Below are 25,169 nucleotides of genomic sequence, written 5' to 3'. Positions count from 1 at the left end.
GATGATTGGATTCTCCCCTCAAAACATTCGCTGCATCATGCAGCTGTTTATTGCTGCTGTGCCATAAAAGTGCATCACTACTTGACAGTGTAGCGTATGGGCTGCAAAAATGCCAGAAAAACGAGTCGGAATTTGCTGCACTTTTTTGGCCCTCTTTACGGTTGTTATTTTATTTGGCAAACTAGAGTGCAAGAGAACAAATGAACAAGGGAGAATCAAGATTTATGGTGCAGACGATGAAAGACGAGGAGCTTCAGCAATGGGTGGAGCGGGTGTCCTTGGAAAGCTTTGGACGGCCATTCAAACATCTGGCAACTTTTAACGGTCGTTTGAAGGCAACGGGCGGACGATATTTTATGAAGTCGCATAATATTGAAATTAGCCCTTATCAACTATCGACGTTCGGTGTGGACGAAACAGAAAAAATAATTAAGCATGAGCTGTGCCATTATCATCTACATATTTTGAAAAGAGGCTATCGTCACCGGGATGAGGATTTTAAGCGGCTGCTTGCTCAGGTGGGCGGTTCGAGGTACTGCCAATCGCTGCCGGAGCGCCGTGTAGAGCCATTTCGGTACAAGCTTGTATGCAAGGAATGCGGGATGGAATACATGCGAAAAAGGCGGATAAATCCTGCAAAATATGCGTGCGGAAAATGTCGTGGAAAATTATTTTTAAAAACGCTTGACTTAAATTCAGATACATGATAAATTATTACTTGTCGCCGCGGTTCACAGGCAACACTGAGAAAAAACAAAATATTCCCTGATAGCTCAGTTGGTAGAGCACTCGACTGTTAATCGAGTTGTCACAGGTTCGAGTCCTGTTCGGGGAGCCACACATGGAGAGGTACCCAAGAGGCCGAAGGGGGCGCTTTGCTAAAGCGTTAGGGTGTAACAGCCGCAAGGGTTCGAATCCCTTTCTCTCCGCCATATTTTTTCTCAAAAGTGATTGTAACGGAAGGCCGTTCAACATGCCGGTCTTTTTTTTACGCCTAATATCACAGTGTGCGACATTTAAGGCCCGTTGGTCAAGTGGTTAAGACACCTCCCTTTCACGGAGGTAACAGGGGTTCGAGTCCCCTACGGGTCACCATTTATTTTTTTGTTAGTGCGAGTCATTAGCTCAGCTGGTAGAGCACCTGACTTTTAATCAGGGTGTCGTAGGTTCGAATCCTACATGACTCACCATCTTTTCTTGTAAGACTTCCCTAAATGTGCGGTAGTGGTGGAACGGCAGACACGCTATCTTGAGGGGGTAGTGTCCAATGGACGTGCAGGTTCAAATCCTGTCTACCGCACCATAACTTAAAACTTCCAGAAGCCTTGATATTCAAGGCTTCTTTTTATTTTACAGTTATTTAGGGGATGTGCAAGCAAGCTGGAATCGGTCTGCTGCACCTTGCATAGTGCATATTCGAGAGCAATTTCATCTGACGAGGGCAGGGGAACCGCAGCCTGTGATTGTTGCTGAGGCCAGGAAACGAGGAACATTCACTTCTTTTTTTGGAGGACTGAGGTTCCGCTATTCTGGCTTTTAAATCGATTTCATGCCGTAAGCGGACAGGAAAACCGTTATCGCTCTCATTATCCCGTCAAAATGGCTATTTGCTGCGCATTAGCGGCTCCTGAGTCCGCAGACTATGTCTTAAACATGATTTTGTTAAAATAGCGGCTCCTGAGTCCGCCAATTTTATCTTTATGATGGGGTAACGGGTTACCCCCTGTTACGAAGAACATAGAACAGCCTTTTGGCACATATGTTCACATTTATGAGCTGTGACATTCCCATTATATAGAAGGAATATAATTGATGCTGGCTTCTATCCTAATCTCGCTCGCTTTCGTTGCATATACGCCCTAAGTAAAATTTAAAAATGGCTTGACTTAAGCCAAGCTTGCCGTAGGCCTGACGATTATCTCATTCACATTAACATCAGATGGCTGTTCAATCGCAAGCAAGATCGCTTTAGCAAAAGGAAATAACGGCGATGAGCCCGCTGCAATTCCAAAAGCAATTAAGGCTGCAAAAGGCGCGCGCTCTTCTACTTTTTGGAGCAGCCGCACTTTCAGATGCGGGTTTCAAGTGTCCTCTTGAGGCGATTGAGAACTGTACTGAAGAATTAAAATATTTTTATGGTTGTTATTCTAACGAAAAGGTTACCTACATAAGTGAAGGTACAAGATATTTCAATGAGAAGTGCCTACCCTTACTTCATGGAGTGATTGAAATGAAAAAAGTATTATACATTCCGCTCGACGACCGTCCAGCGAATTTGGACGATATTATTTTGCAAGGCAAAGCCGCTGGTATTCAAGTAATTGTGCCGCCAGTAGGAGATATTCGCAACCGCCTCGATTCCCACATGACGACAGATGGAACGCTTGTGACCGGTACCTCTGGCCCGACGTTCGGCAAGCCGGAGCATATTCGCCGTTCTATTTTTCATCATGCTTCCAAGGTGGACGGTTTTATTATTTCTCTGGATATGCTTGTGTACGGCGGGCTTATTGGGAGCAGGCGCTTGCGCGCTACTGCTGAAGGCACATATCCTGCATATGACTCGCAGACGACTGAGCTGCTTGATGTTATTCGCGAGGTCAAGCAGGCTTATCCGTATAAGCCTATTTATGTGCTCGATACGATTATGCGGCTTGCCTCTACCGTCTTCGTAGACGGTCTGGCGATGCCAGCCTATACCGAGACGCGTACGCTCATGCAAAAGCCGCGTAAGCCGGAGACGGAGCTGCTGGCTATTTTGAATGGCTACGATATTCAGCCGGATGGAACGAGCTTCCCTGATACCGTCTACGTGGATAAGGAGCAATATTATAATGCGAAGCGCCATAAATTGACGACGACGTATTACATGCTGGATCAGCTCGCAAGGGAGGGCTATATTGATTTTGTCGCCATTGGCGTTGACGATGCCTATATTGACGGGATTCAGGCGAATGAGATCGCTTTTGTGGAAAATCGGATTAATGAGTGGCTTGGCGGCGCGGATGGACAAAACCCAGAGCGGGCTATTATTTTGCCGGATGCTGATGGATTAGGACATTCCTTGCTGGCTCGCATGGCGAAAAAACTATATTGTGTGAACGGCAAGCCGCGCTTTGCAATCCGATATTTTGGCCCGGATGGCCGGGCGATTGTGAATCCCTATGAATATATGGATGTTCATCAAAACCTGCTGCGCCATATCGATATTGTGGGCGGGGAAGCGGTGGACAGCTGCGAAGGCATCGAGAGCGATATAGAAATCATTGCGATTACCGCGGTTGACCAAGCGGGAAATGCGGTGAGCCGTGAGGCTGAAAATGCGGCGAATATGCGGCCGACGATTGTGATTGATTTTACAGGCGGCGGCGCGGCAAATGCGGCTGTTACGACGGCGCTGCTAGGCAGCAAATACACGGGCAGCCTGCTTGGCTATAGCGGCTGGAATACGGCCGGCAATAAAATCGGCATGGCACTTGGCATGGCTCAGTCACGTTATGCCTGCCTGACGATGGAGACGCATGCGGCTGTGCTCGATGCGGCCATGGATGCACACGGCTCGCTGCTGTTCAAGCGTTTTCTGAAGGACTATTATTACAAGGTTGTTACAATCGCGGAAGTACGCACGGAGTCTCGCGGACGCTCGCCATATACGAATGTGACTGCGGATCAAAATATGCGGCTGTTCAATTCCACCAGCGACTTTGAGCTGTTGACTGCGCTTTTGCAGGGCCGCATGCAGACAAATACGACGACACTTGCCCAGCAAAAGGCTTTCGGCATTGGCTCAGCGTCCCCGGCCTGCGCGATCCGTCAAATCCGTGATGGAAGATGGTCGCTTGCGCCATATACCCGTGTCGTTTTGAAGCGGGATAATCCAAAATTTATTTGGGACCGCGCTTTTGAAATTACGGTGGAGCCAGACATCGTTTTGCGAAGACAACATTATTAATATTAAGCAGAAAAAAGCCTGGGTGATTGACATTCCTTATCAAAAGGAAAGGAGTGTCAATCATCCAGGCTCAGTTTTTAGCTAATCTTAAAGTAAAATCTTAATGAATATCAATGCTGCTTAAGCCAAACGATCCGTCAGCGAAAGTTTGATATTTAAAATATACATAGGTGCTACTGTATGCAGAAAAATCTTCGGGTATAAAGTTAAAGCTTACATCCATACTATAAACGCTTTTATAAGGAGAAATACCATCTTTAATATCAGAAACAGTTGCATTTTTCAGAGCGGCTGCATATTTTTTGATCGTGTTTTTATCATTAGCTTTTTGAAGACCTTCTACTGTTTCCTTGAATAATTTTTTTGAATAATCTTTACCCTCGAAGTACTTGTTAGTTTCGGTTTTATCTTCAACATATTTATCTACGTAGCTATTAAACTGACTGTAATCATTTGTTTCCAAAGCAGCTGAGAAATATTTGAGTAGCTGCACTACTTGTGTTTTGTTTTCTTTGCTTACACTGCTCAGAGTCACATTTGCTGGCCAATTTGTTTTAAAGCTGGATGACGATGTGCTGCTAGGAGTAGGCGTTGTAGACGGCTTCGCAGTAGGAGCAGGCGTTGCAGTCGGTTTTGCAGTAGGAGCAGGTGTAGCAGCTGGACTAGTACTTGTACTGTCAGTATCGTCATTATATGGAACACCTTCGTTTGAAGAAGAAGTTCCACTAGCTGTAATTTGAATCGTTTGTGAACTGCTTTCGTATTTGACGCTGGCACCTACAGCCTCGGATACCGCTCTTGCCGGCAAATAGGTGTAGCCGTTATACACAATAGGAGCCATTACTTTGCCATTGTTATCTTTAGGTGTCCAAGAAGAACCATTAACAAGGAATTTAATATCGTGATTGAGAAATACTTGGATTTTCTCGACACCACTTGCTGCAAAAATACCTACTGTTCCAAATACCAAGCCGCATGCTACTAAAGATGATACAAAAAAAGATTTTTTAATATACACTTTATATCCCCCTAAATATGAATGTATAGACAAATAGAACTATATGACGAAGAATAATGAGAATTTAATCCTAATTATGCAGTTATAAAGAACTATTATCTGTTTTTGATTATATAGGATATACGAATAAGAGTATATATCTTTTTTCCTAATTGTTGAACTGGAGGAAATGTTTCAATATTGACTTGCTATAATCAACTATTCAAACAAACACAAAAGCAGCCCACTCCCTTTGAAGAGTGGGCTGCTTTTGTGTTTGTTTCGATGCAGCATTGTGGCAGGCACCAGGAATTTAACGGGATGGGCGGGTAGCGGGCTTGCGTCTACTCGGCGGCTCCCGTTTCCGGCTCGACTGGAGCTGGTGCTGGATGCGCGGCAATATACTCCAGCACATTATAGGTCAAAACCGCTGCTTCGGCGCGGGAAATTTCCTCCTTCGGGTGGAGTTTGCGATCCGCGTCAAGATCCGCTATTTTCAGAACGAGCGCTCGTTGAACGGCTCCTTGATACTGTACGTCCAGATCGGCTTCATCGGCGAATTCCAAAGGCTTAATGTTGATAAGCGGCAGGTTGTTTGTCACTTCGGCGGCTTTCATCAAATAGTGGATAAATTCTTCTTTTGTCCATGGCTTGGCGGGGTCAAGATCGGCTGGCAGCTCAAGTCGATTATTCGCAGCAATGATTAAAGCGTCTGCATACCAGGCGTCATTGTTAGCTTTAGCGAAGTAGTCAGTCGCTAGCGGCGCTTTGAAAAATCTGATGTTATCGATGTTCAAATTCAGTGCATTCACAATCAATTGAATACCTTGGGCAGCTGTGATGGATGCATCCGGTTTAAACTCGTCGTTACTCACGCCTTTAACGATTCCCCTTTCCTGGAGTGAAGCGATTTTATCTTTAACAGAAGACTGATTAACGTCGGTGAACGGAGTGGAAGCCGCGAAGCTATGGCCAGCAAAAGACAGAGCCAGCAGAGCAGTAGCGGATAACATCACAAATTTATGTTTGATTCTCATTGTATATCACCTCTATGTGAAATTTTTGTTGCCGTTTATACCGTATCAGACGAGACATGACCAAAAAGGTTGCAAAAAACTTTTCCGATATAAAAACGAATCAGCTGAACACCTGTAGAATGCCTTATATTTTTTTGTGAAATGCGTTTTGTCGTTCGATTGCGGCAGTTTACTTGCGTTTTCGTTGAATATACCCTGTAAGCAGCGGATATCCTTTATACAGTCGAATAAATATTTACTGTTGACAGCATAGGATTATTTGCTATAAGATGGGAAACAATTGACGAGGATTAAATGCAATATTAACGGATGTTGTTGACTCCATATTAACTTAATCCATTTAACATAATCAATCGAAGGAAAGGAAGTGCACGGCGCATGTTAACCATTTTATTATTCAATCATGATAGCAAGCTTGAACAACCGTGGGGCTCTGAACAGAGCAGCCATCTTTTTGTGCAGGCCGAAAATGCGAACAGCCCGTGCAGCAGCCTTTCTCCTATATGCTTTCGACGCCAACCGGAAGGGAACCAGGTATTCGCCTGAGCCCCTGGATGGGTAGGCTATTGAAGGGGAGATGAAGGACTACTGCCGCTGAGCAGTAGTCCTTTTTTTTTATTTGCTAAAGGAATATTTCAGATGGAGAAAATCATTCATTAACGAAAAATGATTCGATTTTCCGTGTGTCATTCATGAATATAAGGTAATAAAATCAATAATATAAACTATTTTCATTTTTTGAAATAAAAAGGGTTGACTTGTTAAAAGTCGATATGCTAGTATGAGAAGCATCAAGTCGAACATGAATTAAAGCGTTAAAGCATTGAAGTGAAATACGTGATCGGTAAGCCGATTCCATTGCGAGACCAATAACGAAGAGGAAAGGAAGGTGCAGGAAATGAAAAACACAGCAGAACAGCTTATGAATTGGCAAGCGGAGCTTGATTTACATCAGTATGAGCAAGTGCAGAGCGGAACAGTTAAGCATCAGGCGGATGAACAGCAGCATCCAGCTTTAGAAGAGATGAATGAAAACCTACATGTTGCCTGCATCGAACCGAATATTCGTTGTTTTTGCGTATCGCAGCCGGACTGCTCCATCCTGAACAAAGGGGGAGAAGCGGCAGCCTGATCTTGAAGCACGGGGTAGAATAATTCCGATGATTCATTATCTGTATACGTGAAGACTACTTGCACCCTTGGTGAGTGGTCCGTTTGTGTTTTCTCGTAACTTAGCTGAAGTAGGCTGAAGTCGAGGAGGCAAGGCGGAGCCGAGAGGGAGAAAGTAGTTTTTTTATTGCAAAAATAAGAACAAACGTTCCTTTTTTGGTTTGATTCAGTAGTAATTTAATTAAGGCGCATTCGGCAAGCGGCTAAGCCACACGACTTTCACTCGTGGATACGGCGGGTTCGAATCCCCCATGCGTCACCATGGAGATTATGGTGAAAAGGCAAACACGTCAGGTTGTGGTCCTGATAAGTACCGGTTCGAGTCCGGTTAATCTCCCCAATAATGCCCCTTCGCCTAACGGTAGGGCAACGGTCTTTGACACCGTGCGTCTTGGTTCGATTCCAAGAGGGGCAGCCAATTCGATAGAGGGGGACATGTCCAAGGCAGGCGATTCGGAGTCCAAATCCGAATGAGGCGGGTTCGATACCCGCGCCCCTTGTTTTAAAAAGCGATTATTTAATTAAGGCGCATTCGGCAAGCGGCTAAGCCACACGACTTTCACTCGTGGATACGGCGGGTTCGAATCCCCCATGCGTCACCATCACTTTGTGCTTCTGGCGGAATTGGCAGACGCGGCGGACTTAAAATCCGCTGTTCATTGGACAACTAAGGGTTCGAGTCCCTTGAAGCACACTAATCCAACTAAAGAAGGGAAGAAGCCTAATTGCTTTACAGGTGACGATGATGAAAATAAGAAAACATCTTCAATTGATTCACGACATGGAGTTTCACAATGTATCGGAAAGACGCCTAAATCTGGAGCAGGTGCATGATCGCATTGTCCGTTTTATGTCGCTTGATCCACATGCAAATTACAATTTCATGATCGGTACCGACTGCCAGGTGCATGCAGGACATACGACGATGATTACCGGCGTCGTTATCCAGCGTGAGGGCAAAGGGGCATGGGCCTGCTATCGGCAGGTCGTCATTCCGCGGGAACTGAAATCCATTAAGGAGAAGCTGTCGCTGGAGACGTCATATAGCGAGGAGGTAGCGCTGTTTTTCGGTGGCGAACGCAGGGCGCAAATGGAGGATATTGTGCTTCCTTTTGTTTACAAGGGCGCGTCCTTTGAAGCGTATATTGACGTCGATGCCGGAACCGATCCGGCTGTCAGCAAGACAGCTGCCTATGTGGCGGAAATGGTACTGCGTGTGGAAGCTATGGGGATGAAAGCTCGTCTGAAACCGGAAGCAATTGTCGCTTCTTCCTATGCGAATCGGCATTCCAAGAAGCCTTACCGCTTCACGGCAAATGATGTCGTTGAAATATAAATAATAGTAAAACATAAATATTCTTGATTAAAAACAAGCAGGCGTATTCATGCGTCTGCTTTACGATTGATGTACGTTTTCTGCACGTTTGCTATACGGCTGGCGCTGGTTGGAGGCTAAAGAAAAGCAGCTTATCTAACGGTGCCATGCTGTCTATTACATAAAACCGGAATAACACCAAAACAGAGCTCCGATTAAAAAAACGGCAAAAGGGGTAATCTATGGCAAGCGCGATGCCAGAAAGTCTGGCAAAAGATGAACCTTTAAAGGAGAGATACCGATGCCGAATACAACAAAACAATTGGAGCAGGAAATTATTGATGTGCTGCAAGCGAACCATGTTTGCTCGTTTGCTACCGTAAATGGCGATAAGCCGATGGTGCGTTATATGGCACTTTTCCATGATGGACTTAACTTATATTTGGCGACAAATCGCGATACGAGCAAGGTTGATGAGCTGCGGGCTAACCCGAATGTTCACATTCTTGTCGGATACGATGGCAAGCCATCTACCGATATTGTTCAAATTCAGGCTCGTGCCGAGTTATGTGCGGACGACAAGCTGCGTGAGAAGCTATGGAATGAAAACTTTAAGCAGTGGTTTGATGGACCTCACGATCCGGAATACATTATTATAGAAGCGTTCCCGGAGTATATTGAATACTCGAGCGACGGTGGCGAGACCAAGGTGTGGCTGCAATAGCATCAAATAACGCTAGCAATTAACTAGAGCTATGCACAGGAAAAAAACAAACGAAAAGAGCCTGCTGCTTTCACTTTCATGTGAAGGCGGCGGGCTCTTTTGCTGCAATAGACGATCCGTAGCTAGAAGTGAAACAGCTGGCTGCTTAAGCCGAAATCCGGGGGCCCTTGCTTAAGCCTTCACAAGCTCTTCCTGCTGCGCCTGCTCCGCGCGCTCAGCATCGCCAGCGGCTGCAGCTTCAGGCTGCTCCGCTTGCAGCTCTGCATATTGCTCCATAAAGAAGCTGGTCAGCTCGGTGCATTTTTTCGATAGAGTAGATACGGATACGCTGTACTTCTCGGCAAGCTCGGCTTTCGAGCTTGGAATGCTTTGAATTTCGCAAATCAAATATTCCAAAGCCGCGCAGTAAACGCCGGATTTACGGAAGGAAGGTTTATTCGCATCCGTATACTCTTTCCACATAAACAGAGCAAGGCTAATTTGGGCAGGCGTGTAGCCGTCCTTCATTTGTCCAGCCAGCTCACGGGCAAGCTCTCCATAGGACGGTGCTTCCCACACGAGCTCTTGATCCAGCAGGCGCTCGATATCCGCGTACGATTGCAACCCCCCGGAAGCTTGCGCCGCCGCCAAGCGGCGCTCTTCCTCGCGATCAAGCTCGATACAGCATTTTTTATATTTACGGCCGCTGCCGCAGTGGCATACATCATTTCTTCCTGGCTTTAACATGTTAAGTCTCCTTAGGCAAAAAGTTAATCGCACATAAGGAGCCACAAGGGGCAGCATTCGCTTATGCACCCTTACCATGGTAGCGGTTTTGAAGCATTCAGGCAAGGGGCGGCCGTAAATTCCTGCTCTTATTTATGTCTAGCGGGCACCAATATTTGTACCAGACGGCGTGCCGGAGCCGATTAAATCGCTGCCAGTGGCCAGCTTGAGGAAGTTGCCAAGATTCGGCGATCCGTCTGCATTTCGGGTAACGGTTGGGGTCAAGCTCACGAAGTCAGCAGCGCTTGCGAGCAGACCTTTGCCGTTCACGCTTGCATTGCTTTTCCACCAAACATTGGTATTGGAAACGTCAGTGCCGCTAGTTTTATCGCTAGAACTGCCGCTGAAGCTCAAGTTGTTGGTGAAGGTGTGTGTGCCTAAATCAAAAGCGAAATTGCTTTGTCCATTGCTCCACGAAGTATTGTTTTTCATGGAAATGGAGCCTGGGTTGCTGTTATAGGTGAAGCCATGCTTTTTGTTTTGGAAAGCGATGCTGTTTTCTACAATGTGATTTACAGCAATTTTTTCGCCGCCCAGCTTGAAGCCATTGCCATCGCTGTCAGTTGTCGATGTACCGTCGGACGTTTGGCCATTTTGATAGGCGATGCTGTTGCGAATCGTTACAGCGCCAATGGCTCCGGTTTCGGTTTTTGCAAACAGATCCCAGCCATCATCAACGTTATACGCCGCAATACAGCCGTCGAAAACATTGCCCGGACCAACAGTCAGCTTCGCGGCAAAGCCGTCTGCATCTTCGCCATTATCCGGATCGTAGTTGTCATGGGAGTAAGAATTAATAATTTCATTGTAAGCTGGCCATTCGCTGTAGCCGGCCGTGGATACGTATCGTCCAAGCTGCAGACCCGTATCGCGGTTATGATGGGTTTCTACATTTTCAATGCGGTTGTAATTGCCGCCAATATAGATGCCGTTATCGCCAGCACCCTTCACTTCAAGTCCTTTCACAAACCAGTAATGGCCGTTAATTTGCAGACCGCGGTTCGTAGAGGCAAAAGCTTGTGCGGAAAAGTCCAGCACAGGCTTCTCGCTGCCATAAGCGACAAGTCCTTTGCGTGCACTAACAGAGCTTCCGCTATTCGTGCGCTCAATTGTTACCGTTCCGGAAAAAGCGTAGGTACCGCCGCGCATATAGATCGTTTTGCCCGGTTGAATTTGCGTAAGTGCTGCTGCAAGCGTAAGCGGGCTGCTGATCGTGCCGCTGTTGCTAGCAGAGCCATTCGCTGCTACGAATAGATCGCCCGTAGCTGGCGTTGGTGTAGCGGATGGTGCTGGTGTAGCTGTAGGTGTCGGAGTTGCTGTAGCTGTTGGCGTTGGTGTTGGAGTTGGAGTTGCTGTCGGTGTTGGCGTCGATGCCGAATCCGACACGATGACATTGTCGAATTTAGCAGCCGTCTTAAAGCTGACGAGACCAACAGCACCTGAGGTCAAACTGGAGTCAGTAGCCGTCAGCACCTGCGTGCCATTCACATGCATGGTGATTGCTGAACCAGACATCGTGAGTTTAACCGTATACCATGTACCGGCAGCAATGGGATAATCGACGGTTGCAAGAGTAGTTGTGGAACCGCTTACTTTTTTGCGCAGTTCAAGCTTGCCGCTGCCGCTGTTATAAAGCGATGCCGCATAAAAATTATTGCCATCCTGGTAGCGTCCGGCTACATAAGTACGGTTTGTTCCATTAAAATTATCAATTTTCACTTTGGCTTCAACGCTGTAATCCGTCCAGGCCTGATTTCCTGCGGAAGTGCGGCCCTCTTCGGAGCTTGTTTGGGCATAGGTGTAGGAGCCGCTATCCTGTACGACCGACCATGTACCGCTTGTCGACGTCCAGCCGGATGCTGTGCCCGTTTCAAAATCAGCGCTGTAAAGCGTAGCCGCCTGAACCTTACCGAGCATGGATGTAAAAGGAAGCGCGAGACAGAAGCAGAGCAGGAAGGCGAGTGGTTTGATCCCCTTTTTCTTAAATAGCATAGTAGTGGACATTACATTAATTTCCTCCTTTGTAATCGCTTAAATTGTATTTTATTCCAATTAACCTCCTTGGACACATCGTAAGGAATGAAAGCGATTCCAGCAATAATCATTACCTCACATGTTGTTTTAGCCGCGAAAAATGCGGCTTTTTCGATAGACGGTCTATTTACCGAACGCGCAAGCCAAGCTTGTCATTTGGTTTCAGGAGCAGGGGAATGGGTAAGCATAGATGATAGGCACGACTAAGCGACAGAGGGGAAGCTTTATTATGCGTTTAACCCGATTGAATCAAATTTTTGTCAGCATCGTATTGGTGCTGCTTATTTTGTATTTGTTTGCGCGCAACTCCGCCTTTTTTGACCCGATTATGCTAGCGCTGAAAATCATCTTTGTACCGATCGTGCTGTCGGTATTTTTGTATTATTTGCTCCGCCCATTGGTCGCGCGCCTGCATCGCTGGAAGCTGCCGAAGCCGCTATGCATTTTGCTCCTATATGTGCTCGCGGCTGCGCTCATTACGCTGCTCGGCATCGTCGTATGGCCGATATTGCAGCGCCAGCTGACGGGTTTGCTTGAGCAGCTGCCAAAGCTGGCGGATGATTTTCGAAGGCAGCTGGACCAGCTTCAGAAAAATCAAATCTTGTTCGGGATTGATCTGTCGAAATTTGATTTTGCTGGCTTTAATTTAATGGATAAAGCGGGGCCCTATTTAACGAAAAGCATTGCATCGGCAACCGACTATATGAAAAATGCCTTTTCTGTGCTCTCCAATTTTATAATTGTCGTATCTACGGCGCCACTGCTGCTTTATTACATGCTGATGGATGACCGGGCCGCGGTCCATAAGCTGCTGGATCGGGTCCCTGGGCGATATAAAAACGGTTTGAAAGAGACGCTTCAGGAGATGGACAAAGCGTTGAGCGGCTTTATTGTCGGCCGGGTTACGCTTTGCCTGCTGCTTGGCGGAATGGTGCTCGTTGGCTTCCTTCTAATCGGCGTGCCGTATCCGCTTGTGCTCGCGCTCCTCATTGCTTTCATGAATATGGTTCCGTATATTGGGCAAATTTTGGGGCTTATCCCTTGTGTGATCGTGGCGTTTATCGATGAGCCCTCGTCGGTCATTTGGGTTGTCGTCGTCATTATGCTGGCCCAGCAGATTGAAGGCAACATTTTGTCCCCGTATATTTATGGGCGAAAGCTGGACGTTCATCCCATTACAACGCTGCTGCTTATTCTCGTCTCAGGGGCGCTCGGCGGCATCATCGGCATCATGGTTGCGATCCCGGTTTATTTGCTTGTGAAGATCATCGTCGTGCGGATTTATAATCGCTGGGAAAAAACTGTCACCTAATAGGCTCCCTTCACGTATGAACAGATTAGGTTTGTTCTCATTTTGTTCATATAAATAGAAGGGAGAGGTTTAATTGAACACTGAAATAAACAGACCGCAAGGAAGCCAGAAGCCGCTTAATCCAAAAACGGTAAAAAAGGCGATCATCGGAGCAGCCATCGGCATCGTAGCCGTTACGCTCGGATTTTCATCTTTTTATACGGTACAGGAGCAGGAGCGGGCGGCGATTTTGACATTTGGACAGTATACGGGGGAGTCGACGGCGGGGCTGCATTTTAAGTTTCCATATCCGATTCAGCAAGTTGTTACGGTGCCAGCTGAGCTGGTGCAGCGCATTCATATCGGGTACCGCCAAAATGGCGATAGCGTGACTCCCGTTGACGACGAAGCGCTTATGATTACCGGGGATGAAAACATCGTATCGGCCGACGCCGTCGTCCAGTGGAAAATAAGCAATTTGCATGATTATTTGTACAATATTGATGATCCGGAGCGTTTCCTGCGCAATGCGGCAAGCTCCTCCATTCGTTCGGTTATCGGTTCCGAGAAGCTCGATTATGCGATTACGGACGGGAAAACCGTTATTCAGGATAAGGTGCGGGAGAAGCTGCTGGAGCTGCAGACGAAATATCAAACCGGCATTCAAATTATGGACATTAAGTTCCAGGATATTGAGCCGCCGAGCGGCCAGGTAGAGGAAGCGTTCCGCGAAGTCACGAATGCCCGCGAGGAGAAAAATACAAAGATCAACAACGCGGCAAAATATGAAAACGATCGCATTCCGAAGGCGCGCGGCGAAGCACAGGCACTGCTCGAAAATGCCGAAGCAGAGAAAAAGTCGCGGATATTGAACGCTGAGGGTGACGTCGCGAAGTTCAATGCGATTTTTGCCGAATATAAAAATAATCCTGACGTTACGCAAAGCCGTCTCATCCTTGAAACGCTGGAAAAAATATTGCCGAATGCGCAAATTTTCATTACAAACAGCAATGGAGATACGGTGAACTACTTGCCGCTGAATGAACTGCTGCGCAGCAAAAGCGCTTCGAGCAGCACCGGCAATTCGCAAACCCCTGCTCCGCAGGCGGAAGGGGGCGTAACACCATGAAGAAAAACCAATTGATTTTGCTAGTCGCCATTGTGCTCGTCGTCATTCTGGGCGCAGGCTCGATGTATATCGTAAAGGAAGGCGAATACAAGGTCGTGCTGAAGTTTGGGGAAGCGGTACGGGTTGCCGAAACGCCGGGCCTCAAGCTGAAAATTCCATTTATCGAAAATGTGTCGCCATTGCCGAAATACCAGATGACGTATGAGAGCAATCCAACGTCGATTTTGACGAAGGATAAGAAGCCGATCATCGTGGACAATTACACCGTATGGCGCATTACGAACCCGGAGCAATTTCTGAAAACGGCGCAGACGGTAAGCGCTGGCGTCCAGCGTATTGATGAAGCGGTCTACAATTCGGTGCGGCGCAAGCTGTCCGAGGTCAATTACGATAATATTATTAGCGAGCAGACGGAGCGCGGCAATATTAATGATGAAATTACGCGCGACGTAGCCGAGGCGCTGAAGCGTGACGATTATGGCGTTGAGGTAATCGATGTGCGTATTAAGCGTACGGATTTGCCTGAAGGCAATAAGCAAAGCGTGTACAATCGGATGATTTCCGACCGTCAATCCATCGCGGCGCGTTATTTGTCCGAGGGCGATGAGGAGTCGCGCAAAATTACGGCGAAGGCCGACCGTACCGCAAGCGAGCTGATGTCGCAAGCACAGGCTGACGCGAAAAAAATCATTGCCGAGGGTGAGCAGCAGGCGGCGAAAATCTATAATAAAGCATACGGGCAGGACCCGGCGTTCTATAATTTCTACCGGACGCTGGACAGCTATGTGACGACGCTCAAAAACGAGCCGGTCATCATGCTGCCAATCGACTCGCCATATGCGAAAATATTGCTTGGCAAATAAAGAGCCAGCTTGTGGCTGAATAACGAGGCGGGGAAGAGCAGCACTCTTCTCCCCGCCTTTTTTTGTCGTCCTCAGGCAGGTGTACAAACCAATTGTGGTGCTGCTGCACTTCCTAATAGGAGCGAGCGAATGATGCTTGCACCCGAAGGGAGGGTGAACGATGGCTGAAAGGATACAGGATTTTATTCCAGCGGGCAGGAACAATCGTCCCGGCATCGCCATTCAAGGTCCGAAATATGTGACGGTACATGATACAGCGAACAGCTCGAAGGGAGCGGATGCGCTTTCGCATGCCAAATATTTAAAAGGCAGTGCCGCCGCAGCTTTGCCCGTGTCCTGGCATTTTACGGTGGATGATACGAGGGTCGTGCAGCATTTGCCAGTGGCCGAGCATGGCTGGCATGCAGGCGATGGCAATGGGCCGGGCAACCGCAGCTCAATCGGCATCGAAATTTGTGAAAATGCCGATGGCATCCGCAGCAAGGCGGAGGCGAATGCAGCGGCACTCATTGCCGGATTGCTGCGCCAGCTCGGACTGCCGATTACGGCAGTCGTCCAGCATAACCACTGGAGCGGCAAAAACTGTCCGCATACGTTTCGGAGCCGGCCGGGCGGTTGGGAAAGCTTTTTGCAGCAAATTAAAGCGCTGCTGGGCGATCCAGTGGAGCCAAAACCAGAACCAGAACCAGAGCCGGAAAAGCCGGAAGAGGAGGGGGAGCCCATGACAGATGCGGAGCGCCAGCAGTTTGATGCGGTGGTGAAGCGGGTAACCGAGTTAGAAGCAAAGCACAGCATGGCGGTGCCAGCATGGGCGAAAGCAGCGGTTGCGGCTGCGGCAGCAGCTGGAGTCATCGACACGCCGGAAGGCGGATCGCTGGACTTTTATCGCGTGCTGACTGTGCTGTATCGCAAAGGGCTGCTGTAGGCGGCAGGCAGAGGCTGAGCGCAGAGCGAAGGCGGCTCAAGCGAGCCGTCTTTTCGTCATTTTCGACCCAAAAGGGGAATAAACTGTTACAATGGATACTATAGCAGTAAATAGTTAGCCGGCAAAGGAGTGATGTGCAGAATGAAAAAAGGGCGGATTTTAGTCGATTTTCTAAGACAAAGCTGGCCTTTGTATGCAGTTGCCGTTCTGCTGCATGTCGCATCCAGTATCATTCAGGTGTTCTTCCCGCAGGTGCTGGGAAGGTTTACGGATGCGCTGCAAAATAACGGTTTATCGAGCGGGCTTATTCAAAACTACAGCCTGCTGCTGCTCGCCATTGGCGCGAGCTATGTTGTGCTGGCTTGTGTGGCGCAATTTCTCATTATGTACATTGGCAGACGTTTTGAGCGATTGACGCGCGGCAAGCTGTTTGTGCATTTTACCGGACTTAGCGAACGTTTTTATTCGAAAAATGGCGTCGGCAAGCTGCTGAGCTATGTCGTCAATGACGTCACTGGAGTGAGGGAGTCGATCTCGATGGGCGTCAATCAGACGGCCAGTGCGGTGACGCTGTTTTTCGCCGTCGTGACGATGATGCTTTACAGCGGCATCCCGCTGTTTTTGTTAGCCTCTTCCATCGTGCCGCTGCTGCTGATCCCGTTCATCGTTACGAGATTCGGGCCAGTTATTATGCAGCGCTCCAAAAAAGTGCAGGCCTCGCTCGCTACGATGACCGAGTCAGCGGAGGAGCAGTTCGGGGGCATACGCGTCACGAAGAAATTTGCTGTTGAATCGGTAATGAATGAGCGGTTTTTCACAACCGTAGATCAAATCAAGGACAACCAGCTTCGTCTGGTCCGGGTATCTTCGATTTTTCAGGCGATTATTCCCTTTCTCGGCGCTTTGTCTTTAATTATAGCGATTTCGTTAGGCGGCTACTTAACGGTGAATGGCGAGCTGTCGCTGGGGCATTTTGTGGCATTGACGCTTTACATACGGATGCTCATGAATCCGCTTCAGCAAATCGGCACTGTGATTAATACGATGCAGCGCTCGCGGGCCTCATTGGAGCGGCTGAACGAGCTGCTGTCAGAAACGCCGGATATTCAGGAAAGCAAGGCGGCTGCTTCGCTTGATTTGCATGGCAAGAGCATTCATGTTGCGGGACTGTCTTTTACTTATCCGGGGGCTCGCGAAGCGGCACTGCGCGATATTCGGCTGAACATTCGGCCAGGCATGACGATTGGCATCGTGGGAGCGACCGGCAGCGGCAAGACGACGCTTATGAAGCTGCTGCTGCGCACATATGAAGCGCCGATGGGCACCATTCGTTTTGATGGGACCGATATTCGCGACATTACGCTTGAGAGCCTGCGCAGCCAAATTGGCTACGTGCCGCAGGATGGCTTTCTATTCAGTACCTCTATTCGCGATAATATTGCTTTTTCGGATCGGGGGCGTGAAATGGACGCTGTTGAGGAATCGGCAAGGCAGGCGCAAATTTTTGAAAATATTATGGCATTTCCCGAGCAGTTCGAGACGAAGCTTGGGGAACGCGGAGTGACGCTGTCTGGCGGGCAGCGCCAGCGAACGAGTCTTGCGAGAGGCTTCATTAAGCAGGCGCCGCTTATGATTTTGGATGACAGTGTCAGCGCTGTCGATGCTGTAACCGAGACGGAAATTATGAATACGGTACGCAGGATGCGCAAAGGGAAAACGACGATTATTGTAGCCCATAGAATTAGTGCGATCAAGCATGCCGATCAAATTATCGTCATGAAGGAAGGGACGATTGCACAGCAAGGAACCCATGCCGAGCTGTCGGCGAAGCCGGGCTTATACGCATCGCTGTGCGCGATTCAGGAGGAGGGAGAAGCAGATGGCTAATTCCATTCGCAATTGGGAGGCTGACCAGAGGGCTGATCAGCAAATGGGTCCAAACCAGCCGAAGCCAGATATAAAATATATGTCGGCATTTCGGGCATTATCCGCCTTTGCTAAACCCCATAAATGGAGCTTTACGCTAATCTTCTTCTGTACGCTGCTTGCTATAGCGGCGGATTTGCTCCAGCCCTATCTAGTGAAAGTGATTATTGACGATCATTTGATGGCGGGCAAGGGGGAGTATCGCTCCATTATCGGTATAGGAGCCTTGTATTTGGGCTTAGCAGCTATGAGCCTGCTGTTTACCTACCTGCAAAACAATATGCTGCAATACACAGGGCAAAGCATTGTGGCGAAGGTCCGCAAGCAGCTGTTCGAGCACATTTCAAAGCTGTCGATGTCTTATTTTGACCGCACCTCAAGCGGCAGCTTGATTACCCACGTTTCCAGCGATACGGAATCGCTGAATCAGCTGTTCGGCCAAGTGCTGATGAGCGTGCTGCGCGATGGCATGACGCTGGTGTTCATTATATTTTTGATGTTCCAATTGGACGCACAGCTGGCGCTTTATTGCTTGCTTCTGCTGCCGATTATTGCGGGCATCGCCATCGGTTTCCGTTCTTATATGCGCCGGACCTATCAGCGGGCGCGGACGCAGCTCTCCCGGCTCATAGCTTTTACTGCTGAGAACTTAGCCGGAATGAATCTGATCCAGGTTTTTCATCAGGAGAAGGAGCAGCAGCGAGAATTTACGGAGCGCAATGAAGGTTATTTCCGGGCTAATATGAAGGAAGTAAAGACGCAGGTATGGTTTCGCTGCTCCTTCGATATATTAAGTAATCTGTCTATTGCTTTCGTTACGTGGCTTGGCGGCATGGCGGTGCTGAACAAGCAAATCGAGTTCGGCGTCCTTTACGCGTTCATTACGTATATCCGCCAGTTTTTCCAGCCGCTTAATACGATTACGCAGCAGTGGAATACGCTGCAATCGGCGACGGTTGCGGTGTCCCGCATCTGGGGCATATTTGCGCTTAAGCCGGAGGTGGAAAACAAGGCGAAGCCGCGTACGCTTGCGAAAGCGCAAGTACGCGGCGATATCGAATTTGATCATGTTGTTTTTGGATACGGGGAACGGACGCCTGTCATTCAGGGCTTGTCGCTGCATATCCGGTCAGGAGAGCGAATTGGCATCGTCGGCACGACAGGGGCAGGGAAAAGCTCGCTGATCAGCCTGCTCTGCCGTTTCTACGATGTTCGCTCTGGCGGCGTGCGGATCGACGGCACGGATGTACGCGATATCGAGCAAGCGCAGCTGCACCGCATTGTCGGCCTCGTTCAACAGGAGCCCTATCTTTATTCCGGCAGCGTGCTGGATAATGTGAGGCTGTTCGATATGGACATTGATGAGGAAACGGTTATGGAGGCGTGCCGCCTAGTTGGGGCAGATGCTATTATCAAGCGAATGAGCGAGGGCTATAATACGCGGCTGTCCGAGCGGGGAAGCGGCTTGTCTGCTGGCGAGCGGCAGTTGATTTCCTTTGCCCGAATTATCGTATTTCAGCCGAAAATTCTCATTCTTGACGAAGCGACGGCGAATCTGGATTCGTATAGCGAGCAGTTGCTGGAGCAGGCGCTTGCGATCGTCTCGCGAGGACGGACGACGATTATTATCGCACACCGCCTTTCTACCGTCATGAAGGCTGATCGCATTATTGTGATGCGCAAGGGCGAAATTGCCGAGCAGGGCACGCATGCAGAGCTGGTGAGACGGCATGGGTACTACGAAGAGCTGTATCGCCATTCGCGGGGCAAAGTATTCGCTTGAGCTGATTAAATGAAGCAAAAAATGGGTAATGATAGCGGGTATGCGTTATGTCGAAAAAAGTAAAAAACTAGCAATGCACTTTGGGATTTTTGTCATTTTATATTAGATTTGATATAGTTAACAGTATCAAGCTAAGGAGGGATCTCTTTGAGTATTGATCTAAGGAAGCAAGCGGAAGATAATTTGATCGATTTGAAGAAGAAAGCAACGATTTCCTTAACCAAGCGGGGGCTGAATGGGCAGGTTGCCCGAGTAGCAGCCGTGTTCGATATTTCCGGTTCGATGACGAATTTGTACAGAAGCGGCATTATTCAAAAAACAGCGGAGCGCGCGCTTGCGCTTGCGATGAATTTTGATGATAACGGTGCGGCGGATGTATTCGCTTTTGGACTGAGCAATCATGAAATTGGGGAAATTTATCAAGCGAATTTTTATCAATTTGTAGAGCGGGAAATTACGAGCAAGCATAAGCTTGAGATGGGCACGCAATATGCGGGTGTCATGAAGCAGATCGCAGATTTTTATTATCCAGGGGCGCTGAAGCTTACCCGCAAGGGCGGTTTTCTCGGCTTGGGCGGCCGGACGGAATATGAAATTGATGCATCCAAGATTAAAAATGACCCGCCCGTATATGTCCTATTTTTCACAGATGGGGACAACTCCGACAAAGAGGAGACGCGCGAGCTGATTCGCGGCTTGTCAAGACTTGGGATCTTCTTTCAGTTTGTCGGCATAGGCAATGAGCGTTTCTATTTCTTGGACGAGCTGGACAATCTGGATGGTCGTTATATCGACAATGCAAATTTCCTCAAGGTGAAAAACCTCGATAAAATTTCCGATGACGATTTGTATGACAGCTTGCTTGTTGAGTTTCCGACATGGCTTAAAGAAGCGAAAGAAAAACAATTATTCTAAATAAATGACATGTTAATCCAGTACATTCTTCCCTTTATAAAATCTTTATACGTTTCGCCAAAATTCTCTGAAACTTGTTGGGCGCTACATGCGTAGAAAAGGTAGAATCAAAACGAAAGCCACGGATGACGAAGCTGCTTCGCCTGATGTGGGAAGGAGGTGACCTCGAACATGAGTATTAATCTGGTTAAGGGACAGAAGATTGATTTGACTAAAGGAACCTCCGGTCTTACCAAGCTGATGGTTGGTCTTGGCTGGGACCCAGCGGTGGAAGAGAAGAAAAGCTTCTTCGGAATGGGACGGAAGCAGGCGGCTAACATTGACTGTGACGCTTCGGCTCTAATGCTGAATGCGAGCGGAAAGCTGGCAAGCCGCGAAAGCCTCATCTGCTTCTATAATAAACAGAGTGCCTGCAACTCGGTCATTCACTCGGGTGACAACATTACGGGTGAAGGGGATGGCGATGACGAGCAAATTGGTATCGATTTGGCGAAAGTGCCAGCCGATGTGGAGAAAATTTTAGTCGTTGTCAACATCTATGAAGCGGAAGCAAGAAAGCAGGATTTCGGCATGATCCGCTCGGCTTATATACGGGTCTTAAATGCGAATAATATGCAAGAGCTGGTTAAGTTTAATTTGACGGATAATTACTCCGGCATGACCGCTCTGATTACAGGTGAGCTCTACCGTCACAATGGCGAATGGAAATTCAACGCTATCGGTGAAGGAGCCCAAGCGCCACATATTGATATTTTGGCGGCGCGATACAAGTAATACCCAATCCCATAAAATGAAAAGAGGTTTTTGACAATGGCAATTAACTTATCCAAAGGTCAAAAAGTAGACTTGACGAAAACAAACCCAGGACTTTCCAAAATTTTGGTAGGTCTAGGCTGGGATACGAATAAATATGACGGCGGCGGCCAATTTGACCTCGACGTATCGGTATTTCTTTTGGCAGCTTCGGGTAAAGTAGAAGGCGAGAAAAACTTCGTATTCTACAACAATACTTCCAATGAGAACGGTTCCGTCGTACATACAGGCGACAATCGTACAGGAGAAGGCGACGGAGACGATGAGCAAATCAAAGTAGAACTGGCAACTGTGCCTGCTGATGTAGAAAAAATAGCTTTCGCTATTACGATCTACGATGCAGAGACTCGCAACCAGAACTTTGGACAAGTTTCCAATGCGTACATCCGCATTGTGAACGAAGCGAGCAGCGAAGAATTAATCAAATTCGATCTGGGCGAAGATTTCTCGATCGAAACCGGCGTTGTTGTCGGCGAATTGTATCGTCACAGCGGCGAATGGAAATTCAGCGCAGTCGGCAGCGGCTATAAAGATGGCCTTGGCGGTCTGGCACGCGACTTCGGCTTGAACTAACATTTAAAAGCATAGAAGCAGGGGCAAGTCCTCTTTTCTCGCGTGCGTATGGCGGGAGGGGAGGGCAGGCCCCTTTACAGCTTTTTTTCTACCTATCCAACCTCTATAACATCACTCTTCTAGAAAGCGGGGAAATCATATGTCTATTAACTTGTCTAAAGGCCAACGTATTGATCTCACAAAAACAAATCCAGGATTGACCAAAGTAGTTGTCGGTCTGGGCTGGGATACGAATAAATATGCAGGCGGCAGCGAATTTGACCTTGACGCTTCTGCATTTTTGCTCCATGCTGATGGAAAGGCCAAGGGAGCCGAAGATTTTATTTTCTACAATAATAGAGAAACATACGGCGGGGCTGTGCTGCATACTGGCGACAACCGTACCGGCGAAGGTGAAGGCGACGATGAGCAAGTCATTATCGACTTCAGCAAAGTTCCAGCACATATCGTGCGTATCGGCATAACAGTTACGATACATGATGCTCCTGTTCGCCAACAAAACTTCGGTCAAGTGAGCAGCGCTTTCGTAAGAGTAGTCAATGAGGCGAATAACAATGAAGTGCTTCGTTTTGACCTTGGTGAAGAATTTTCGACGGAAACAGCAGTTGTATTTTGCGAATTTTACCGCCATGAGAACGATTGGAAGTTCCAGGCGATTGGAAGTGGCTTCGCTGGCGGTCTAGCCGATCTTTGCCGCAATTACGGCCTAGAGGTATGACGGTAGCGCTCGTAAAGGGGCAGAAAGCTGATGTAACCAAGTCAAATCCGGGTTTGACCCGGATTACGGCTGCTCTGGGATGGTCAGCCCCTTCCTCCTTCGAAATCGATACTTCCGCTTTTTTGCTAGCTGCAGGCGGCAAGGTGCGAAGTGACAATGATTTGCTGTTTTACGGCAATCCATCGAACGCTTTTTTATCCTATATCGAATCGCCGGGCGGCAATGACCGCAAGCAGTTCAAGATTGATCTTTCCCGTACCGACGCTGCAGTTGAGAAAATCGCCATTACGTTGACCATTTACGATGGGGAAAAACGGAATCAGCAGTTCAGCGGGGTAAACGGCCTATACATACGTTTTCTGAATGAAAGTACGGGCCAGGAACTCATTCGTTATGATCTGCGTGAGCCTTTTTCGGTGGAAAATGCAATTGTTATCGGCGAGCTTTACAGGTACAATCAGGAGTGGAAATTTAATGCGATTGGGGCCGGCTATTCTGGCGGGCTGAAAGACTTATGCGGAAGCTACGGCATTGAAGTGAAGGACGAGCCCAAAGCTCCTGCTGCTCCTACGCCTCCTCCTGCGCCGCCAGTACCGCCTGCACCGCAGACGTCTTCTGCACCACGGAATCCGCTGATTCCGCCAGCGCCTCCTAAACCACAGGAGACGCAAGGCTCGCGCATCGTCATTCCGCCAAGGCCTGGCTCTACGCCAGCTCCTGCACCATCTGCTCCTGCTGCTTCGCAGCAGCCGACTTCAGAAGCGCCGAAAATCAATTTTTCCAAAATTGAGCTGAAGAAGAAGGGCGACGTCATTAATTTGACGAAGCAAAGCGGCGGCTTGGGCGAAATTTTGGTTAACCTCAATTGGAACCAGAAAGCCGGCGGCGGCTTGTTCAAACGTACGGGTATTGATCTTGACCTCGCTTGCATGTATGAGTTGAAAGATGGCAGCAAAGGCGTTATTCAGGCACTTGGCAACAGCTTCGGTTCCCTGAACAGAGCGCCATATGTGATGCTGGATGGCGATGATCGGACAGGCTCAGTGACGACGGGTGAAAATATCCGGATTAACGGAGAGAAAATTAAGGAAATCAAGCGATTGCTCATTTTCACCTTTATTTACAAAGGGGTGACGCGCTGGTCTGAGGCTGATGGAGTCGTCACGCTTAGCCAGCAAGGCGGCCCGGACATTGTTGTTAAGCTGGATGAATACGACAATGGACAGGCGATGTGTGCAATTGCCATGATTACGAATGTGAACAATGAAACGTTCAGCATTGAGCGGATTGTTCGGTATTTTGAAGGGCATCGGAAGCTTGATAGTGCTTTCGATTGGGGTCTCAGCTGGGTTGCAGGAAGCAAATAAAATGGAGGTTAGAATGAAGTGGACTGGCTAACGAATTTTTTCACAAGCATTGTGGAGAACTACGGACATTTCTTTGATTGGGATGCAGTAGTAACTACCCTCTCCGACCCTGTCAGCTGGGGAATTATTGGAACACTGATTATATTGGAAGGACTTTTGTCCGCCGATAATGCGCTCGTGCTCGCTGTTATGGTTAAGCATTTACCAAAGGAACAGCAAAAGAGAGCGTTGTTTTACGGTATTTTGGGCGCTTATATTTTCAGGTTTCTGGCGATTGGTTTCGGTACGTATTTGGTTACGTTCACAGCCGTCAAATTCCTAGGCGCGGCTTATCTCTTGTACATCGCTTATAAAGGATTGTTCAAGGGCGGCGGCGAAGACAGTGTTGAAAACAAAGGGCAATCGTTCTGGAGAACGGTTATCGCTGTAGAATTAATGGATATTGCATTCAGTATCGATAGCGTTATCGCGGCATTTGGCGTCAGCAAGGAAGTATGGGTATTGTTCCTTGGCGGTATTCTCGGCGTTCTGATGATGCGCGGCGTGGCCCAAGTATTCCTCAAGCTGATTGAGAAAATTCCTGAGCTGGAAAAAACGGCATTTTTCCTCATTGCGTTAATCGCAGTTAAAATGATTTTGGGGGCCTTCCATATCGAAATCCCTCACATCTACTTCTTTGCCCTAATTGGCCTATTGTTTGGCGGTACGATCGTACTAAGCCTGATGAGACAAAAGAAGGGTACTTCAAACAGCAACTAAAGCTTGTTTAAATAGCGGTTTATGCGGGTAATGATCCCTTAATCCCTCCTGGTTAAAGGGGGGATTATTTTTTTTATGAATAGATCGCGCATTTGGCGATCGGGGCCGAGTAA

20 protein-coding genes, 11 tRNA genes and 3 pseudogenes are annotated in these 25,169 nt (G+C 48.1%); 29 read left to right on the top strand and 5 right to left on the bottom strand.

The features are described from left to right. Positions 1–224 precede the first annotated feature (224 nt). The 8 genes and pseudogenes from ASF12_RS11205 (at position 225) to ASF12_RS11170 (ending at position 3,952) form a co-directional block, all read left to right on the top strand. A complete protein-coding gene (locus tag ASF12_RS11205; protein WP_442952525.1) occupies positions 225–707 on the top strand; it encodes a SprT family protein in 483 nt (160 codons plus the stop codon). Positions 708–762: 55 nt separating this feature from the next. Further along, positions 763–838, top strand: a tRNA-Asn gene (locus ASF12_RS11200). 5 nt (positions 839–843) lie between these two features. Next, positions 844–932 (top strand) — tRNA-Ser (locus tag ASF12_RS11195). 88 nt (positions 933–1,020) lie between these two features. After that, a tRNA-Glu gene (locus ASF12_RS11190) sits at positions 1,021–1,095 on the top strand. 19 nt (positions 1,096–1,114) lie between these two features. Beyond that, positions 1,115–1,190 (top strand) — tRNA-Lys (locus tag ASF12_RS11185). 28 nt (positions 1,191–1,218) lie between these two features. Next, positions 1,219–1,303 (top strand) — tRNA-Leu (locus ASF12_RS11180). 672 nt (positions 1,304–1,975) lie between these two features. After that, positions 1,976–2,057 (top strand): annotated as a pseudogene (locus ASF12_RS36525) (helix-turn-helix domain-containing protein); the annotation flags it as partial. A 173-nt stretch (positions 2,058–2,230) separates the two neighbouring features. Then, positions 2,231–3,952 (top strand): DUF4127 family protein, encoded by a 1,722-nt coding sequence (locus ASF12_RS11170; protein ID WP_056034073.1) that lies wholly within the window; start codon positions 2,231–2,233, stop codon positions 3,950–3,952. Positions 3,953–4,052: 100 nt separating this feature from the next. Here the strand turns inward: ASF12_RS11170 and ASF12_RS11165 are convergent, their stop codons facing one another. Both ASF12_RS11165 and ASF12_RS11160 read right to left on the bottom strand, forming a co-directional pair. Next, entirely contained in the window at positions 4,053–4,970 is a 918-nt protein-coding gene (locus tag ASF12_RS11165; protein ID WP_056034070.1) for a stalk domain-containing protein, read from the bottom strand. Positions 4,971–5,293: 323 nt separating this feature from the next. Then, a complete protein-coding gene (locus ASF12_RS11160) occupies positions 5,294–5,986 on the bottom strand; it encodes an S-layer homology domain-containing protein (protein ID WP_056034067.1) in 693 nt (230 codons plus the stop codon). Positions 5,987–6,884: 898 nt separating this feature from the next. On the opposite strand from ASF12_RS11160, the gene ASF12_RS11155 reads away from it, so the two are divergent. The 9 genes from ASF12_RS11155 (at position 6,885) to ASF12_RS11120 (ending at position 9,195) form a co-directional block, all read left to right on the top strand. Then, positions 6,885–7,118, top strand: coding sequence for a hypothetical protein (locus tag ASF12_RS11155; protein WP_155973058.1), 234 nt, complete (start codon positions 6,885–6,887; stop codon positions 7,116–7,118). 223 nt (positions 7,119–7,341) lie between these two features. Beyond that, positions 7,342–7,418 (top strand) — tRNA-Glu (locus ASF12_RS11150). Positions 7,419–7,420: 2 nt separating this feature from the next. Further along, a tRNA-His gene (locus ASF12_RS11145) sits at positions 7,421–7,496 on the top strand. A 4-nt stretch (positions 7,497–7,500) separates the two neighbouring features. Next, a tRNA-Gln gene (locus tag ASF12_RS11140) sits at positions 7,501–7,574 on the top strand. 9 nt (positions 7,575–7,583) lie between these two features. Beyond that, positions 7,584–7,656: transfer RNA gene (locus ASF12_RS34390), tRNA-Trp, on the top strand. Between the two features lie 25 nt (positions 7,657–7,681). Continuing rightward, positions 7,682–7,758, top strand: a tRNA-Glu gene (locus tag ASF12_RS11135). A gap of 7 nt (positions 7,759–7,765) precedes the next feature. Continuing rightward, positions 7,766–7,850: transfer RNA gene (locus tag ASF12_RS11130), tRNA-Leu, on the top strand. Between the two features lie 48 nt (positions 7,851–7,898). After that, the gene (locus tag ASF12_RS11125; RefSeq protein ID WP_155973055.1) at positions 7,899–8,492 is read left to right on the top strand and encodes a ribonuclease H-like YkuK family protein; all 594 of its coding nucleotides are present in this window, start codon (positions 7,899–7,901) and stop codon (positions 8,490–8,492) included. Positions 8,493–8,772: 280 nt separating this feature from the next. Beyond that, the gene (locus ASF12_RS11120) at positions 8,773–9,195 is read left to right on the top strand and encodes a pyridoxamine 5'-phosphate oxidase family protein (protein ID WP_056034063.1); all 423 of its coding nucleotides are present in this window, start codon (positions 8,773–8,775) and stop codon (positions 9,193–9,195) included. A 171-nt stretch (positions 9,196–9,366) separates the two neighbouring features. On the opposite strand, the gene ASF12_RS11115 is transcribed toward ASF12_RS11120, so the two are convergent. The 3 genes and pseudogenes from ASF12_RS11115 to ASF12_RS35550 form a co-directional block, all read right to left on the bottom strand. Then, complete coding sequence (locus ASF12_RS11115) at positions 9,367–9,921, bottom strand: SEC-C metal-binding domain-containing protein (protein ID WP_056034060.1); 555 nt, start codon at positions 9,919–9,921, stop codon at positions 9,367–9,369. Between the two features lie 138 nt (positions 9,922–10,059). Further along, positions 10,060–11,232, bottom strand: a pseudogene (locus tag ASF12_RS35555) (right-handed parallel beta-helix repeat-containing protein); the annotation flags it as partial. A gap of 120 nt (positions 11,233–11,352) precedes the next feature. Beyond that, positions 11,353–11,877 (bottom strand): annotated as a pseudogene (locus ASF12_RS35550) (LamG-like jellyroll fold domain-containing protein); the annotation flags it as partial. 346 nt (positions 11,878–12,223) lie between these two features. Between ASF12_RS35550 and ASF12_RS11105 the strand changes: the two are divergent. The 12 genes from ASF12_RS11105 (at position 12,224) to ASF12_RS11050 (ending at position 25,056) form a co-directional block, all read left to right on the top strand. After that, positions 12,224–13,306, top strand: a complete 1,083-nt coding sequence (locus ASF12_RS11105) for an AI-2E family transporter (protein WP_056034056.1) — start codon at positions 12,224–12,226, stop codon at positions 13,304–13,306. Positions 13,307–13,379: 73 nt separating this feature from the next. Then, a complete protein-coding gene (gene hflK / locus ASF12_RS11100) occupies positions 13,380–14,414 on the top strand; it encodes an FtsH protease activity modulator HflK (protein WP_063892544.1) in 1,035 nt (344 codons plus the stop codon). Further along, on the top strand, positions 14,411–15,277 hold the full coding sequence (hflC, locus tag ASF12_RS11095; protein ID WP_056034052.1) for a protease modulator HflC: 867 nt from the start codon (positions 14,411–14,413) through the stop codon (positions 15,275–15,277). The genes hflK and hflC overlap by 4 nt, the downstream gene beginning before the upstream one ends. 160 nt (positions 15,278–15,437) lie before the next feature. After that, positions 15,438–16,202, top strand: a complete 765-nt coding sequence (locus ASF12_RS33260; protein WP_063892543.1) for a peptidoglycan recognition protein family protein — start codon at positions 15,438–15,440, stop codon at positions 16,200–16,202. A 141-nt stretch (positions 16,203–16,343) separates the two neighbouring features. After that, complete coding sequence (locus ASF12_RS11085; protein ID WP_056034050.1) at positions 16,344–18,089, top strand: ABC transporter ATP-binding protein; 1,746 nt, start codon at positions 16,344–16,346, stop codon at positions 18,087–18,089. Beyond that, positions 18,082–19,911 (top strand): ABC transporter ATP-binding protein, encoded by a 1,830-nt coding sequence (locus ASF12_RS11080; RefSeq protein ID WP_056034048.1) that lies wholly within the window; start codon positions 18,082–18,084, stop codon positions 19,909–19,911. Before ASF12_RS11085 ends, ASF12_RS11080 begins: the two co-directional genes overlap by 8 nt. 147 nt (positions 19,912–20,058) lie before the next feature. After that, complete coding sequence (locus ASF12_RS11075) at positions 20,059–20,826, top strand: VWA domain-containing protein (protein ID WP_056034043.1); 768 nt, start codon at positions 20,059–20,061, stop codon at positions 20,824–20,826. A gap of 171 nt (positions 20,827–20,997) precedes the next feature. Continuing rightward, a complete protein-coding gene (locus ASF12_RS11070) occupies positions 20,998–21,600 on the top strand; it encodes a TerD family protein (protein WP_056034039.1) in 603 nt (200 codons plus the stop codon). 36 nt (positions 21,601–21,636) lie between these two features. Further along, the gene (locus tag ASF12_RS11065) at positions 21,637–22,212 is read left to right on the top strand and encodes a TerD family protein (RefSeq protein ID WP_056034038.1); all 576 of its coding nucleotides are present in this window, start codon (positions 21,637–21,639) and stop codon (positions 22,210–22,212) included. Positions 22,213–22,351: 139 nt separating this feature from the next. Further along, positions 22,352–22,930 carry a TerD family protein gene (locus tag ASF12_RS11060; RefSeq protein ID WP_056034033.1) on the top strand — a complete coding sequence of 193 codons (579 nt, stop codon included), beginning with the start codon at positions 22,352–22,354 and terminating at the stop codon, positions 22,928–22,930. Beyond that, on the top strand, positions 22,927–24,297 hold the full coding sequence (locus ASF12_RS11055; RefSeq protein ID WP_056034030.1) for a TerD family protein: 1,371 nt from the start codon (positions 22,927–22,929) through the stop codon (positions 24,295–24,297). The genes ASF12_RS11060 and ASF12_RS11055 overlap by 4 nt, the downstream gene beginning before the upstream one ends. A gap of 18 nt (positions 24,298–24,315) precedes the next feature. After that, complete coding sequence (locus ASF12_RS11050) at positions 24,316–25,056, top strand: TerC family protein (RefSeq protein ID WP_056034027.1); 741 nt, start codon at positions 24,316–24,318, stop codon at positions 25,054–25,056. Positions 25,057–25,169: the final 113 nt, after the last annotated feature.

Origin of the sequence: Paenibacillus sp. Leaf72 (assembly GCF_001422685.1) — a bacterium.
Classification (GTDB): Bacteria; Bacillota; Bacilli; order Paenibacillales; family Paenibacillaceae; genus Pristimantibacillus.
This window is presented reverse-complemented; position numbering and strand designations above follow the sequence as displayed.

Coding starts and splice junctions, on each gene's coding strand:
- ASF12_RS11160 (WP_056034067.1), bottom strand. CDS start 5,986: ATGAGAATCAAACATAAATTTGTGATGTTATCCGCTACTGCTCTGCTG.
- ASF12_RS11120 (WP_056034063.1), top strand. CDS start 8,773: ATGCCGAATACAACAAAACAATTGGAGCAGGAAATTATTGATGTGCTG.
- ASF12_RS33260 (WP_063892543.1), top strand. CDS start 15,438: ATGGCTGAAAGGATACAGGATTTTATTCCAGCGGGCAGGAACAATCGT.
- ASF12_RS11115 (WP_056034060.1), bottom strand. CDS start 9,921: ATGTTAAAGCCAGGAAGAAATGATGTATGCCACTGCGGCAGCGGCCGT.
- ASF12_RS11055 (WP_056034030.1), top strand. CDS start 22,927: ATGACGGTAGCGCTCGTAAAGGGGCAGAAAGCTGATGTAACCAAGTCA.
- ASF12_RS11080 (WP_056034048.1), top strand. CDS start 18,082: ATGGCTAATTCCATTCGCAATTGGGAGGCTGACCAGAGGGCTGATCAG.
- ASF12_RS11155 (WP_155973058.1), top strand. CDS start 6,885: ATGAAAAACACAGCAGAACAGCTTATGAATTGGCAAGCGGAGCTTGAT.
- ASF12_RS11070 (WP_056034039.1), top strand. CDS start 20,998: ATGAGTATTAATCTGGTTAAGGGACAGAAGATTGATTTGACTAAAGGA.
- ASF12_RS11085 (WP_056034050.1), top strand. CDS start 16,344: ATGAAAAAAGGGCGGATTTTAGTCGATTTTCTAAGACAAAGCTGGCCT.
- ASF12_RS11060 (WP_056034033.1), top strand. CDS start 22,352: ATGTCTATTAACTTGTCTAAAGGCCAACGTATTGATCTCACAAAAACA.
- ASF12_RS11170 (WP_056034073.1), top strand. CDS start 2,231: ATGAAAAAAGTATTATACATTCCGCTCGACGACCGTCCAGCGAATTTG.
- ASF12_RS11065 (WP_056034038.1), top strand. CDS start 21,637: ATGGCAATTAACTTATCCAAAGGTCAAAAAGTAGACTTGACGAAAACA.
- hflC (WP_056034052.1), top strand. CDS start 14,411: ATGAAGAAAAACCAATTGATTTTGCTAGTCGCCATTGTGCTCGTCGTC.
- ASF12_RS11105 (WP_056034056.1), top strand. CDS start 12,224: ATGCGTTTAACCCGATTGAATCAAATTTTTGTCAGCATCGTATTGGTG.
- ASF12_RS11205 (WP_442952525.1), top strand. CDS start 225: ATGGTGCAGACGATGAAAGACGAGGAGCTTCAGCAATGGGTGGAGCGG.
- ASF12_RS11125 (WP_155973055.1), top strand. CDS start 7,899: ATGATGAAAATAAGAAAACATCTTCAATTGATTCACGACATGGAGTTT.